Annotated in this window: 13 protein-coding genes; 7 read left to right on the forward strand and 6 right to left on the reverse strand. The window is 63.6% G+C overall.

What is annotated here, in order from left to right:
• The 5 genes from DRB19_RS22035 to rpsD form a co-directional block, all read left to right on the forward strand.
• Window positions 1–361: integrase core domain-containing protein (locus DRB19_RS22035; RefSeq protein ID WP_162815800.1), on the forward strand; the 361-nt coding region annotated here is incomplete at its 5' end.
• 183 nt (window positions 362–544) lie between these two features.
• Window positions 545–1,279 carry an RNA methyltransferase gene (locus tag DRB19_RS22040; protein ID WP_114188182.1) on the forward strand — a complete coding sequence of 245 codons (735 nt, stop codon included), beginning with the start codon at window positions 545–547 and terminating at the stop codon, window positions 1,277–1,279.
• Between the two features lie 65 nt (window positions 1,280–1,344).
• A complete protein-coding gene (locus tag DRB19_RS22045; RefSeq protein WP_114188183.1) occupies window positions 1,345–2,541 on the forward strand; it encodes a dienelactone hydrolase family protein in 1,197 nt (398 codons plus the stop codon).
• A 31-nt stretch (window positions 2,542–2,572) separates the two neighbouring features.
• Entirely contained in the window at window positions 2,573–3,445 is an 873-nt protein-coding gene (gene murI / locus DRB19_RS22050) for a glutamate racemase (protein ID WP_114188184.1), read from the forward strand.
• A 287-nt stretch (window positions 3,446–3,732) separates the two neighbouring features.
• Window positions 3,733–4,350 (forward strand): 30S ribosomal protein S4, encoded by a 618-nt coding sequence (gene rpsD / locus DRB19_RS22055; protein WP_114188185.1) that lies wholly within the window; start codon window positions 3,733–3,735, stop codon window positions 4,348–4,350.
• 65 nt (window positions 4,351–4,415) lie between these two features.
• On the opposite strand, the gene DRB19_RS22060 is transcribed toward rpsD, so the two are convergent.
• The 4 genes from DRB19_RS22060 to purB form a co-directional block, all read right to left on the reverse strand.
• Window positions 4,416–5,108: a Spy/CpxP family protein refolding chaperone gene (locus tag DRB19_RS22060; RefSeq protein WP_114188186.1), complete on the reverse strand. Its 693-nt coding sequence runs from the start codon at window positions 5,106–5,108 to the stop codon at window positions 4,416–4,418.
• Between the two features lie 341 nt (window positions 5,109–5,449).
• Window positions 5,450–6,001, reverse strand: coding sequence for an RBBP9/YdeN family alpha/beta hydrolase (locus DRB19_RS22065; RefSeq protein ID WP_114188187.1), 552 nt, complete (start codon window positions 5,999–6,001; stop codon window positions 5,450–5,452).
• A gap of 32 nt (window positions 6,002–6,033) precedes the next feature.
• On the reverse strand, window positions 6,034–7,284 hold the full coding sequence (locus DRB19_RS22070; RefSeq protein WP_114188225.1) for an SAM-dependent methyltransferase: 1,251 nt from the start codon (window positions 7,282–7,284) through the stop codon (window positions 6,034–6,036).
• Between the two features lie 194 nt (window positions 7,285–7,478).
• On the reverse strand, window positions 7,479–8,786 hold the full coding sequence (gene purB / locus DRB19_RS22075; protein WP_114188188.1) for an adenylosuccinate lyase: 1,308 nt from the start codon (window positions 8,784–8,786) through the stop codon (window positions 7,479–7,481).
• A gap of 377 nt (window positions 8,787–9,163) precedes the next feature.
• Between purB and DRB19_RS22080 the strand changes: the two genes are divergently transcribed.
• Window positions 9,164–9,946 carry a hypothetical protein gene (locus DRB19_RS22080; protein ID WP_147021769.1) on the forward strand — a complete coding sequence of 261 codons (783 nt, stop codon included), beginning with the start codon at window positions 9,164–9,166 and terminating at the stop codon, window positions 9,944–9,946.
• 116 nt (window positions 9,947–10,062) lie between these two features.
• On the opposite strand, the gene DRB19_RS22085 is transcribed toward DRB19_RS22080, so the two are convergent.
• Together DRB19_RS22085 and rpe are read right to left on the reverse strand one after the other, a co-directional pair.
• Window positions 10,063–10,440 carry a response regulator gene (locus DRB19_RS22085; RefSeq protein ID WP_114188190.1) on the reverse strand — a complete coding sequence of 126 codons (378 nt, stop codon included), beginning with the start codon at window positions 10,438–10,440 and terminating at the stop codon, window positions 10,063–10,065.
• Between the two features lie 110 nt (window positions 10,441–10,550).
• Window positions 10,551–11,222, reverse strand: coding sequence for a ribulose-phosphate 3-epimerase (rpe, locus tag DRB19_RS22090; protein WP_114188191.1), 672 nt, complete (start codon window positions 11,220–11,222; stop codon window positions 10,551–10,553).
• A gap of 207 nt (window positions 11,223–11,429) precedes the next feature.
• On the opposite strand from rpe, the gene DRB19_RS22095 reads away from it, so the two are divergent.
• Entirely contained in the window at window positions 11,430–12,677 is a 1,248-nt protein-coding gene (locus DRB19_RS22095; RefSeq protein WP_114188192.1) for an NAD(P)/FAD-dependent oxidoreductase, read from the forward strand.
• The last annotated feature ends 54 nt before the right edge of the window (window positions 12,678–12,731 follow it).

A 12,731-nucleotide genomic window follows, 5' to 3' on the forward strand; every position in this document is an offset into this window, starting at 1 on the left:
GTTCTGCATCGAGGCGCTGGAGGAAGCGCTGGCCCGCTATGGCTGTCCTGAGATCTTCAACGCGGATCAAGGAAGTCAGTTCACCAGCCACGACTTCACCAGCGTGCTGCGCAAGAACGAGATCGCGATCAGCATGGATGGCAAGGGGGCTTGGCGCGACAACGTCTTTGTCGAGCGCCTGTGGCGCAGCATCAAATACGAGGAGGTTTATCTCAGGGCCTACGACAGTGTCGCTGAGACCCGCGCTTCGATTGGTCGGTATCTGGCCTTCTACAATGGCCGGAGGCCTCATTCGAGCCTTGACCGCAGGACACCCGATCAGGCCTACTCCACTCCGCTGCCGCAGCTTGCAGCAGCCTAACCCCGGCAGAGGCTCCACTTAGCGAACCGAAAACGCTGTTCAGACAAACCGAGCCACCTCATTACGGGCCTCCTGTCGGGCTAATCCGCGGGAGGTCTTTTTATTTAGAAAAGGCGCCACTGGCTCCTCGGGTTGCTTGGCGCTATGGGAGTGAGGCCGACACTCCTGCCCGAAGCTCTCCCCATGAACCACCCCGTTATCATCCTCGTCGAGCCCCAGCTGGCCGAGAACATCGGCATGGTGGCTCGCGCCATGGCGAATTTCGGCCTCTCGGAGCTGCGCCTCGTGTCCCCGCGCAACGGCTGGCCGAAGAAGGGGGCCCATTCTGCGGCTTCCGGCGCGACCCATATCCTGGAGGGCGCAAGGCTCTACGACACGGCCAGCGAGGCGATTGCCGACCTGAACTACGTCTTCGCCACCACGGCCCGGGAGCGGGGACAGATGAAGCGGGTCTTTGGGCCCGACGCCGCCATGACGGAGGCGCAAGCGCGGATTGGCGTCGGGCAGGGGGTCGGCATCCTGTTCGGGCGGGAGCGGACCGGGCTGGAGAACGACGAGATTTCGCTTGCCGACTCCATCATCACGTTTCCGGTGGACCCGAAGTTCTCGTCCCTCAACCTGGCGCAGGCCGTTCTGCTCATGTCCTACGAGTGGCGCAAGCGCGAGACGGGCGGCGCGCTTCCCTTCGCGGGGGAGAGGCTTTCGCCGCCGGCTCCACGGGAAATGGTTGTGTCGTTCTTCGACTATATCGAGGCAGAGCTCGAAGCGGTGAATTTCTATCCGGCCGACAAAAAGCCCATTATGGCCCGCAACATGCGGGACATCTTCCACCGGCTCGAGATGTCCGAGCAGGATGTGCGCACCCTGAGAGGGGCGATTCGAGCCCTTGCGGAAGCGCGCAGATTGAGAAAGCCTTAAAGATCTTCTGATTTAATGTTGCTTGGCGCAGTCTGCGCCAGCCAACCTTGGACTCGAGATCGCCCATGCGTCGTCCGTTGTTTACGCTCCTCCTCGGTTCCTGCCTTGCCGCTGCGCCGGCGGAGGCGGCGACGCCTCCGAAACAGCCGGAGCAGGGGCCGGGCGGATCGGACTACAAGATCAGCGAGGTGACGAAGCGGGGGATCGGGACCACTAGCGCTGGGACCTACGTTTTCCATGGTGCGGAACAGGCCACGGAGCCGCGTCCCGTCGTGATCTTCCTCCATTCCTGGGGGGCCGTGAGCCCAGGAATCTACGGCGGCTGGATCGATCATCTGGCCCGTAAGGGAAATCTCGTTCTCTTCCCGCGCTTTCAGGAGGTGAATCGCTCGCGTCCGGCCGATGCGTCGACGCTTGCCGCAACCCTGGTCAAGAGCGCGCTGGAAGCGCTTGCGGATGATGCAAGCGCCAGGCCCGATCTCAAGCGCGTCGCCGTGATCGGGCACTCCGCCGGCGTGCCCATCGCCTTGAACCTCGCGGCCGGAGCGGCGGCGAGCAATATCCCTGTTCCTAAGCTGATCTTCGGCGTGATGCCGGGCGGCATCGCCTCCAGTGAGAGCGAGCGCGGGATCCTCCTGGGGGATCTCTCGAATATCGATGCTTCCACCCTCCTGATCATGATGAGCGGCGATCGCGACTACCTGCCGAGCGATCGGGCCGCCCGCAAGATTCTCCAGGACGCCACGGCGGTTCCCGCAGGCCGTAAGCTCTTCATGCGGGCGGCCTCGGACGACCATGGCTATCCGGCCCTGACGGCGGCCCTGGCCTCGCCGGGCTCGCCGAAACCCGACTATGAGGCCTCGGCCATCAAGCTGCCGCCCGACCCGCCGAAGGATCCAAAGCAGAAGAACACTTGGCGCTGGAGCGCCGACATGGCCCTGACAGGTCCGCAGACGATCCTGACCCAGCAACTTGCCAACAGCGGCACCGACACCCTCGACTACTTGGCCTACTGGAAGACTTTCGACATGGCCGCCGCGGCGGCCTTCGCGGGCCGGGACGCGGCAGCCCTCCGGCGCGATCCGAAATTCATCGACATGGGATCCTGGAGCGACGGTTGGCCCGTGCGCCGGCTCACGGCCGACATGCCGAAAGGCGAGGGGCCGGAGGAGAAGCAGGAGCGCGGACCGCGCCGCCGCCTGAACTTCGCGCCCACGGAAACAAAGCACAGCTTGTCGGAGTTCTTGAGCGGACGCTCATAAATCTCAATCGGTATCGTTGGGGGCCTCTTGTATGCGTATCGATCTTCTCGCGGGAGCGGTCTATAACCCGGCAGTCATGCCGGCTCCCGTCCCGACCATTCTGGTGTTCGATTCCGGCCTCGGGGGCCTCACGGTCTTTTCCGAGGTCCTAAAGGCCCGTCCGGACGCGCGCTTCGTTTATGCTGCGGACGATGCCGGATTTCCCTATGGCCGCCTGACCGAGGAGGCGCTGGTCGCCCGGGTGCTCGCCGTAATGGAGCGGCTGATAGGGCTCTACGACCCGGAACTGGTGGTCATCGCCTGCAACACGGCCTCCACCCTGGTGCTGCCGCATCTCAGGGCGCGTTTCTCGACGCCATTCGTGGGCACGGTTCCGGCCATCAAACCGGCGGCCAAGACCACGCTTTCCGGGCACGTGACGGTTGTGGCCACGCCCGGAACGGTGGCGCGTGACTATACCCGCGACCTGATCGAGACCTATGCGGCTGGCTGCCGGGTGAGCCTCGTCGGCTCCCGCAAGCTCGCGGGCTTCGCCGAGGCGGAGCTTGCCGGCATGCCCGTCTCCGACGAGGAGCTGCTGGCGGAGCTCAAGCCCTGTTTCGTGGAGGACGAGACCGGCCGCACCGACGTGGTGGCGCTTGCCTGCACCCATTACCCGCTGCTTCTGCCCCGCCTTCAGGCGCTGGCCCCATGGCCCGTCGCTTGGATCGACCCGGCCCCTGCCATTGCACGCCGTGTCCTGCAGCTCATCGGCGCTCCTGTGCCGGGGCACGAAGCCGGTGACGAGGAGGCGATCGCGGTGTTCACCAGCGGGGCCGGCGTCACGCCGGCGTTGAAAAGAGCCTTGGTCGAGAAGGGTCTTCCGCTCCTGGCGGTCGAGGACATGCCGTTGATGCAAGGGTGAGGCGGACCGCCTATCAAAGGCCCCCTCGTCATTCCGGGGCCGCGCAGCGGAGCCCGGAATGACGTCAGGGGAAGCTATCGCTTCGGCCTGGAGCCCGGTGCCGATTGACTTCCTGGCCCATTTCGCCTAAAGCCACCCGGTCGCGCGGTCCCCACGGGCCGCGTAACTTTTTACGCTCCCGTGGCCCGGCTCCGGTCGGCCTGTCGTCCCGTCCCTCGAGATTGTCTCGGGATGAGGGGAAGAGGAGGGCGCGTTCCTCGCAAATTCGACAACAAAGAGGAACAGCGATGTCGAAGCGCATTCAGGCCAAGCACAAGCTTGACCGCCGTATGGGTCAGAATATCTGGGGTCGCCCGAAGAGCCCCGTGAACCGCCGTGAATACGGCCCCGGCCAGCACGGCCAGCGCCGCAAGAGCAAGATGTCTGACTTCGGCACGCAGCTGCGCGCCAAGCAGAAGCTCAAGGGCTACTACGCCAACATCACCGAGAAGCAGTTCCGCCGCTACTACGCGGAAGCGATCCGCCTCAAGGGCGACTCGGGCGAGAACCTGGTCGGCCTGCTCGAGCGTCGTCTCGACGCGGTCGTGTACCGCGCCAAGTTCGTCGCGACCCCGTTCGCTGCGCGCCAGTTCGTTAATCACGGCCACGTGAAGGTCAACGGCCGCCGCGTCAACATCCCGAGCTACCAGGTCAAGGCCGGCGATGTGATCGAGGTCAAGGAAAAGTCGAAGCAGCTCGAGGTCGTCGTCGTGGCGAGCCAGCTCGCCGAGCGTGACGTTCCGGACTACATCGAGGTCGATCATTCCAAGATGACCGCCTGCGTGACCCGCATCCCGACCCTCTCCGAGGTGCCGTATGCGGTTCAGATGGAGCCGAACCTCGTGATCGAGTTCTACTCGCGCTAATCCGCGAATAGAAAGCCGACAAAATCAGAAAGGCCGCCCAATGGGCGGCCTTTTTCGTTATTCGCTTATTGCGGGTTTTGCTGCTGACCCTGGCCATGCGGGCCGCCTCGGTGGTGCTCCATGCCGCCACCCATGCGCCCATGATGCATTGCGTGGTCGCGCCGGCCGCCCCGTCGCTCGCCACGCCAGCCGGGTTCACCCATGACTGGGCGCAGGAGGCGGGGAGCGATCCGCTTCTGGTCCTCGTTGAACGTGTCCCAGAGGGGCCGCATGGCGGTCGCGATGGCGGTCGTGCGCTGGGCATTCTCCGTCATGGAGGCGCCGCGCTGTTCGAGGCGCTGCATGAAGTCCGTCGACTGACGCTGGTCGCGCCGGTCGCGGCGCTGCTCGAAGCGGGTGAAGCGCTCGCCGGCATTGGTCCGGATGGCGTTCTCCACCGGCTGCCAGAGCCGTTCCTGGTCGCCCGTCAGCCTCAGGCCGGCCTTGATGCCTGCGATGCGGGCATCCACGAACCGGTTGAAGTCATCCTGGGTCATGCGCGGACGTTCAGGGCGCTGGCTCTGGCTCTCCTGCGCGGCCCCCGGCCCGCCGGGCGTTCCCGCTCCTCCGGGACCTGCACCTTGGGCGAGGGCGTAGTGCCCGATGCGGCGAGCAGTGTCGCGACGGCGAATGCGGCGATCTTCTTCATTAGGATCTCCTTGGTGGTCGACGGGTTCATTGTTGCTGCCCTCCTGCTCTCCGCGAAGTGACTGTCGCATGAACTTTAGTCATATTGGTCGGGAGCGACGATAGGGGAGTGCCGAGGCGCTTTCGCCTCTCCGATGGGAGAGGTCGTGGTGGAATGGCGCGACGCCGGTTCCCTCCTCCTTGCGGGGAGGGTGGCTGCGTGAGCAGCTGGGTGGGGGTGGTGTGACCGAGTGAGAGAGCTTGAGGTGAGGCTGTAGCGGCCTTGCGCCTCGACAACGAAGCTCAGAGTTCTGACTTTGCGACCCCCACCTCCACCTCCTCCCCGAAAGGGGCGGAGGGCACCGACGGTACCCGCAGAACGCGATACTGTTCTACCGGCAAGATCAGGGAGTCGTCAGCCTCGGTCCCGCCCTTAGAGCTGCTTCAGGAAACCCGCGAAGCGCATCAGGCCCTCGGGCCACGGACCGTGGCCGCTGTCGGTGTTGATATGGCCGGCGTCACCCGCATCCACGATCGCCGATCCCCATGAATAGGCCACGTCCTCCGCCTTGTCGTAATCGCAATGCGGATCGGTGCGGCTCGCCACGAGCACGGACGGAAAGGGCAGGGGATCGCGCGAAATCGGCGCGAAGGCCCTGTCGATGGCTGGAATGAAATCCGGCCGCTCCACATCGGGCAGACCGACCAGGAAGGCGCCCTGCACCTTTCCCTTCGGCAGAAGCGGAGCCGCATGGGCGATCGCCACCACGCCCAGGCTGTGGCCGACGAGAACGACAGGCTGCTTGGCGCGCTTCACGTCGCGCGCAATCCGCTCGATCCAGTCGTTCCTGGCCGGCGCGTCCCAGTTTTCCTGCTCGATCCGGCGCGCGGTCGAGAGCTGCCGCTCCCATCGGCTCTGCCAATGGTCCGCGCCGGAATTCGTGTGGCCGGGGACGATGAGGATGTCGCAATCGGAGCTTTTCATGACTCCCGAGGTAAACGTCCGCGCCTGCCGGTTCAAGCGCTCTGCTGCAATTGCATGTCTTCCATCACCCTCAGGGCCGCCTCTCGCTCGGCGATGTAGTCGCGGGTCAGGGGCACCGTGTCGTTGCGCTTGGCGAGCTGGATCTGGAACACCACCGCGTCCTGAAACCGGAAGGCCGACTCCGACATGGCGAGGTAGCATTCCCACATCCGACAGAAGCGCTCGTCATACAGGCGCAGGACCTCGTCGCGATGAGCCAGGAAGCGCTCGCGCCATGCCTTCAGGGTCAGCGCGTAATGCAGGCGAAGCACCTCGATATCGGTTACGACCAGTCCGGCCCGTTCGATGGACGGTAGGATTTCTGACAAGATCGGCAAATGCCCGCCCGGGAAGATATATCGGGTGATCCATGGGTTGGTCGGGTAGGGCGTTCCCGAGCGGCCGATGGTGTGGAGGAGCATCACGCCGTCCTCCTTCAGAAGCCGCCCGCAGGTCTTGAAGTATTCGTCATAGGAGGGAGGGCCCACATGCTCGAACATGCCGACCGACACGATGCGGTCGAAGGCGCCCTTCGTGTCCCGGTAATCCTCGTGCTCGAAGCTGACCCGCCCCAGCAGCCCGGCCGCTCCCGCCCGTTTGCGCGAGACGTCCAGCTGCTCGTCCGAAAGGGTAACGCCCTTGACGGAACCTGCCCGCGCGATCTGCGCCATGTACAGGCCCATGCCGCCCCAGCCCGAGCCGATATCGAGCACGCTCTGGCTGGGCTCCAGCAGGAGCTTGGCGGCGATGTGCCGCTTCTTGGCGCGCTGCGCCTCTTCCAGCGTGGCGTCCGGGTGGTCGAAATAGGCGCAGGAATACTGACGGTCGCTGTCCAGGAACAAGGCGTAGAGCCGTCCGTCCAGGTCGTAATGGTGGGCGACATTGCGCTTGGATTTCTTGGCGTCGTTCTCGCTGCGCCTTTTCATCCAGACCCGGATCTTCCTGAGCCGGTGGAAGGGAAGCTCGTCGAAGGCTCCGCCCGTATCCTGAAGCAGAAGCTGGAGCAGGTCGTAGATCGTGCCCAGCTCGATCACGAGGCGACCGTCCATGAACAGTTCGCCCAATCTCAGCTCCGGATGGAGGCACAGGGCCATATGGGCGGGAGCATCCGTGAACCTGATCGCGACCTGGGGCCCTCCACCATTGCCGAAGGACATGCGCCGCCCCCCGGCCGTCGTCATCTCCAAGGTGCCGCGCTTCACCGCTCGGGTGAAGGCGGTGGAGAGAATCCTCTCTGACAGCATGGAAAATATCTCCGCGCCGTTGATCCCGATGGGCATTGTTGCCCAACGGAAAAATATTTCCACCCCCACCTAAGGGCTGAGCATTGTCCGCAGCGCAGGGCTGGTCTGTATTCTCCTTACTTCTCCGGTGCGCCCTACGAAAATGGCCGGCGCGGGGCCGGCCATGGGAGGAAGCTGATCTTGCTTGATAGATGTCAGCTCGCGCCGAACACCCGGCTAAAGATCGTGTCCACGTGCTTGAAGTGGTAGCCGAGATCGAAGCAGGTTTCGATCTCGGCGGGCGAGAGATATCCGGTCACATCCTTGTCGCTCTTGAGAAGGGTCAGGAAGTCGCCTTCGCCGCGCCAGACCGGCATGGCGTTACGCTGGACGAGGCGGTAGGCGTCCTCCCGCGAGGCGCCCTTTTGGGTCAGGGCCAGCAGCACGCGCTGCGAATGAACGAGGCCGCCGAGGCGATCCAGGTTCTTCTGCATGTTCTCCGGATAGACCACGAGCTTGTCGATAACGTTCGTGAGCCGCGCCAGGGCAAAGTCCAGCGTCACGGTCGCGTCGGGCCCGATCATGCGCTCCACGGAGGAATGGGAGATATCCCGCTCGTGCCAGAGCGCCACGTTCTCCATGGCCGGCAGCGCGTAGGCGCGCACCATGCGCGCAAGGCCGGTGAGGTTCTCGGTCAGGACCGGATTGCGCTTGTGCGGCATGGCAGACGAGCCCTTCTGACCCGCCGAGAAGAACTCCTCCGCTTCCAGAACTTCGCTGCGCTGGAGATGGCGCACCTCGATGGCCAAGCGCTCGATGGACGAAGCGATGACGCCAAGGGTCGCGAAATACATGGCGTGCCGGTCGCGCGGAATCACCTGCGTCGAGACCGGCTCGACAGACAAGCCCATCTGCTCGGCGACGTATTCCTCGACGCTCGGGTCGATATTGGCGAAGGTGCCGACCGCGCCTGAGATCGCGCAAGTTGCGACCTCGCGCTGGGCCTCGATCAGCCGCACCTTGCAGCGCTCGAATTCCGCATAAGCCTGGGCGAGCTTGAGCCCGAAGGTGGTCGGTTCCGCATGGATGCCGTGCGAACGCCCGATGGTGGGCGTCATCTTGTGCTCAAGGGCCCGGCGCTTGATGGCGGCCAGCAGCGCGTCCATGTCGCGCAACAGGAGATCGGTTGCGCGCACGAGCTGCACGTTGAAGGTGGTGTCGAGCACGTCGGACGATGTCATGCCCTGGTGGACGAAGCGCGCCTCCGGGCCGACGATCTCCGATAGGTGGGTAAGGAACGCGATGACGTCATGCTTCACCTCGCGCTCGATGTCGTCGATGCGCTCCACGTCGAAAGTGGCCTTGGAGCCCTTTTCCCAGACGATCTCCGCCGCCTCCTTCGGAACCACGCCAAGATTGGCAAGCGCCGTCGTGGCATGGGCCTCGATCTCGAACCAGATGCGGAACTTGGTTTCAGGCGACCAGATGGCCACCATCTCGGGGCGGCTGTAGCGAGGGATCATAACTCTTCTCCTGCGGGCAAAGCGCGATGCTCAGAGAAGCCGTTGATAACCAGTGCTTTTTACGCCCTGTAACAGCGGCGTCAGCGCTCGGAGAACGGCTCCAGGGATCCTGGCGTGGTGACTATGGGATGACCGTGGCAAACACAAGCTTTGCGCGGTCCCGATGGAACGGCCTCTGCCGAGGAGTGGACGCGTTAAGCCATTTCGATGCTTGATATGCGCTCGCTTTTGAAGGGGCTTACTTTATTCTTACGTTGAGGAAGATAGTCTATTGACGCCCTAACCCTTGTCCGTGCAGAGTTCGGCCGCTTTTCTAACGGGGCAACATGATGGCACTTCTATCTAATTCAAAGACTTAGTTCATCGACGACAACGGCGTGATGATTTTTTCGGGCGGCAACTACGCCTTTAACTTCAACTCAAACAAAAATTTCATTCAGGTCGAGCAAGAGGATGGTCAAACAACCAATCTTCGCGCGGGACAGTTCGAGAAGGTTGAAAAGATAGTCATTGGGCAGGACACCAACGTCACGCTCGACTTCTCGAAGCTGGCAGGTGTCGACATTGATTTCCAGGCCAACGGGGGCGTGAACCTCACCGGCATCTCGTTTACTGAGGCGGATGCTGCATTGGATACCAAATTCGAGCCGGTGCAGAATTTGGATTCGATTATCGTCGAACTGCTGTCCGAGCGTGGTGTCGAGGGCGCCATCGACGCTCTCACGATCAACGGCGGAAAGGGCGACGCCTTCAAGGCTGTCTGGGATTATCTGGACGACAACTACAGTACGTATGGCAATTATTACGATGAAACCGTCAACGAGGCCTTCATTCGCCTCGGCCTCAAATACGTAGAATATCTGAGGAAAGGCGGAGAGCCGCTCGATGACGTTATCGGGAAGTACGCGGCCGATGGCTCCGATGAAGGGACCAATTCGGACCGTGTCCAGAGCATCCACGACAATCTGCTCGGGAACTTCAACATGGTCGATTTCGACAGCCGCTTCCCGGCTGGCACGGATCTGCGTGCCGAACTGTGGGCCGAGATCGTTGAGGCAGAGGCGACGGACCTGTATGGCCGTCCGCTTTACAACGGCAACGAGGGCCAAGCGGCCCCGACCGCTTGGGATGTGCAGCACGGATACCTTCTGGTCGTCTGATCAGCTGTCTGGTTTTAGTAGAAGCAGCTGGAAGGCGGAGCCGTACGGCTCCGCCTTTCGGCATTTAGCTCGCGAAGGTTTGGGCCAGTGCGTTGCTGAGCCGTCGCACGATCCCGTTAGCGTACCCGAGGTTTGCTGCCGATCAGCCGCCGCAGCTCGCCGATCAGGCGCGCGGGCTGAACGGGTTTGGACAGCGCGACCAAGTCCGGATGGCGGTGACGGACGCCGTCTGGCACTTGGCCTCCGGTGTAAACAAGCGTCGGGACCCCGCGGGCGTTCAGGGCCTCCAGGATCGGCGTGACGAGTCCGTCGGAGAGGTTGACGTCCAGCACGGCCGCATCGAGGACGGTCCCGTCCTTGAGAAGCCGGCGGGCCTCGTTGATGCTGGACACCGGGCCGACAGGCACGCCTTCGGCTTCGATTAGGAGGTGGCTGATGTCGTCCGCAATGAGGATTTCATCCTCCAGCACGAGCACTCTGCAACCGCTCAGCATGTGAGCCTCCCGCCTCAATGAGCATTGGCAACGGACCCGCAGAGCAGTGGTTCCGTTGCGGAAGGTCGATCTGATGGGAAAGGCCGGCGGGAGGTTGGAATGGGTATTGATCAGCGGGCCTTGGTGGCCGCCTCGCGGATCGCCGCCATGTTCTGTGAATAGGCCGAAGGACCGCCTTTGAAAGTGGCGGAGCCTGCCACGAACACGTTCGCACCAGCGGCGGCGACAAGCGGAACGGTTTCCGCCGTCACGCCGCCGTCGATCTCGATGTCGATGTCACGATCCCCGACCATGGCCTTGACCCGGCGGACCTTGTCGCAGACCGAGCCGATGAAGGCCTGTCCGCCGAAGCCGGGATTGACCGTCATCAGGAGGATCAGGTCCACCATGTCGAGCACCGGCTCGACGGCGGATTCCGGCGTGCCGGGATTGAGCACGATTCCGGCCTTCTTGCCGAGCGACCGGATGGTCTGGAGGGAGCGGTGCAGGTGCGGGCCCGCCTCCGCGTGAATGCTGATGATGTCCGAGCCCGCCTTCGCGAAGGCTTCCAGATAGGGATCGACCGGCGCGATCATCAGGTGCACGTCGAAGACCTTGGTGGAGTGGGGGCGCAGCGCCTTCACCACGTCGGGACCGATCGTGATGTTGGGCACGAAGTGGCCATCCATCACATCGATGTGGATCCAATCGGCGCCAGCAGCGTCGACGGCGCGGACCTCTTCGCCTAGCTTGGCGAAATCAGCGGACAGGATGGAAGGGGCGATGAGAAGGGGACGTGTCATGGCCGCGCCGGTAGCACGAGCCTTCCGCGGCGGCAACGGGACATCGGCGCTCTCCCGCCCCGAGACTGCTGGGGAGACGTCCTTTTACCACAGGAAATGCGTGGACGGGGTTCGACGATCGGGGGTAAAGATGCGACCACGCAAGAGGGGCACGAAGCCCCTCGGCTCTCGACCGTGAGGGCCGACAGGAATGGGGCTTGAGTTTCCATGCGGAAGGATGTGGTTGTTCTCGGTGCCGGCATCATCGGCGTGTCGGTGGCCATTCACCTGCAAAAGCGCGGCCGCTCCGTGCTCCTCGTCGACAAGCGCCGGCCCGGGGAGGAAACCTCCTTCGGCAATGCGGGCCTGATCCAACGCGAGGGCGTCTATCCTTACGGCTTCCCGCACGATTTCGGGGCGCTCCTGCGCTATGCGCTCAACAATACGATCGACGCGCATTATCACATGGCCGCGCTGCCCAAGCTCGCGCCGTTCCTGTTCCAGTACTGGATGCATTCCCGCCCGGCGCAGCACGAGGCTATTGCCCGTCTTTATGCGCCTCTCATCGAGCACAGCGTCACCGAGCATATGGCGCTCGCGGAGGCTGCCGGCTCGACGCACCTCATCCGCCCCACCGGGTGGATGAAGGTCTTCCGATCCGAGAAGTCCATGGAGCGGCAGCTTCGCGACGCCGAGCATGTGAAAAGCGATTTCGGCGTCAACTTCGTGGCGCTGGACACCAAGGGCGTGGCCGAGCGCGAGCCGCACCTGAAGGTGGAGCTGAAAGGCGGCATCCACTGGACCGATCCGGCCGCCATCTTCGATCCCTACCATCTCGTCCTGTCCTACGTGGAGCTGTTCGAGAAGCTCGGTGGCGCGGTTGCGGCGGGCGACGCCAAAACCCTGGAGCAGACGGCCGATGGCTGGCGGCTTCAGACCGAGAAGGGGCCGGTGGATGCAAAAGACGTCGTGGTGGCGCTGGGCCCCTGGGCCGACGCGGTGACCAAGGCGCTGGGCTACAAGTTCCCGCTCGCCGTCAAGCGCGGCTACCACATGCACTACAAGCCCGAGGGCAATGCGGTGCTCAACCGCCCGACGCTCGATTTCGAGCGCGGCTATTTCCTGGCTCCCATGGCGAAGGGCATCCGCCTCACCACGGGCGCGGAATTCGCCGATCGCGACGCCCCGAAATCCCCCGTGCAGCTCCAGCGCGCCGAACCCATCGCCAAAGCGTTCTTCCCGCTCGGCGAACGGGTCGATCCGGAGCCCTGGATGGGCATGCGCCCCTGCACGCCGGACATGATGCCGATCATCGGCCGAGCCCCGCGTCACAAAGGGCTCTGGTTCAGCTTCGGTCACGCTCACCATGGCATGACGCTCGGCCCTGTCACAGGCCGTCTGGTGGCCGAGATGATCATCGGCGAGCCGACACTGATCGATCCGAAGCCCTACCGGCCGGAGCGGTTTACGGGTTGAGGCTTCTCGACAGGCGGCCGGAAACGCTAACATCGTTGTCATGGCCGGGCTTTA

Source organism: Microvirga aerophila, from assembly GCF_003332305.1.
GTDB classification, from domain to species: domain Bacteria; phylum Pseudomonadota; class Alphaproteobacteria; order Rhizobiales; family Beijerinckiaceae; genus Microvirga; species Microvirga aerophila.

Excerpts from the sequence above, each read along its gene's own strand:
- murI (WP_114188184.1), top strand. The coding sequence starts at position 2,573 with ATGCGTATCGATCTTCTCGCGGGAGCGGTCTATAACCCGGCAGTCATG.
- purB (WP_114188188.1), bottom strand. The coding sequence starts at position 8,786 with ATGATCCCTCGCTACAGCCGCCCCGAGATGGTGGCCATCTGGTCGCCT.
- DRB19_RS22065 (WP_114188187.1), bottom strand. The coding sequence starts at position 6,001 with ATGAAAAGCTCCGATTGCGACATCCTCATCGTCCCCGGCCACACGAAT.
- DRB19_RS22095 (WP_114188192.1), top strand. The coding sequence starts at position 11,430 with ATGCGGAAGGATGTGGTTGTTCTCGGTGCCGGCATCATCGGCGTGTCG.
- rpe (WP_114188191.1), bottom strand. The coding sequence starts at position 11,222 with ATGACACGTCCCCTTCTCATCGCCCCTTCCATCCTGTCCGCTGATTTC.
- rpsD (WP_114188185.1), top strand. The coding sequence starts at position 3,733 with ATGTCGAAGCGCATTCAGGCCAAGCACAAGCTTGACCGCCGTATGGGT.
- DRB19_RS22060 (WP_114188186.1), bottom strand. The coding sequence starts at position 5,108 with ATGCGACAGTCACTTCGCGGAGAGCAGGAGGGCAGCAACAATGAACCC.
- DRB19_RS22085 (WP_114188190.1), bottom strand. The coding sequence starts at position 10,440 with ATGCTGAGCGGTTGCAGAGTGCTCGTGCTGGAGGATGAAATCCTCATT.
- DRB19_RS22040 (WP_114188182.1), top strand. The coding sequence starts at position 545 with ATGAACCACCCCGTTATCATCCTCGTCGAGCCCCAGCTGGCCGAGAAC.
- DRB19_RS22070 (WP_114188225.1), bottom strand. The coding sequence starts at position 7,284 with ATGCTGTCAGAGAGGATTCTCTCCACCGCCTTCACCCGAGCGGTGAAG.
- DRB19_RS22045 (WP_114188183.1), top strand. The coding sequence starts at position 1,345 with ATGCGTCGTCCGTTGTTTACGCTCCTCCTCGGTTCCTGCCTTGCCGCT.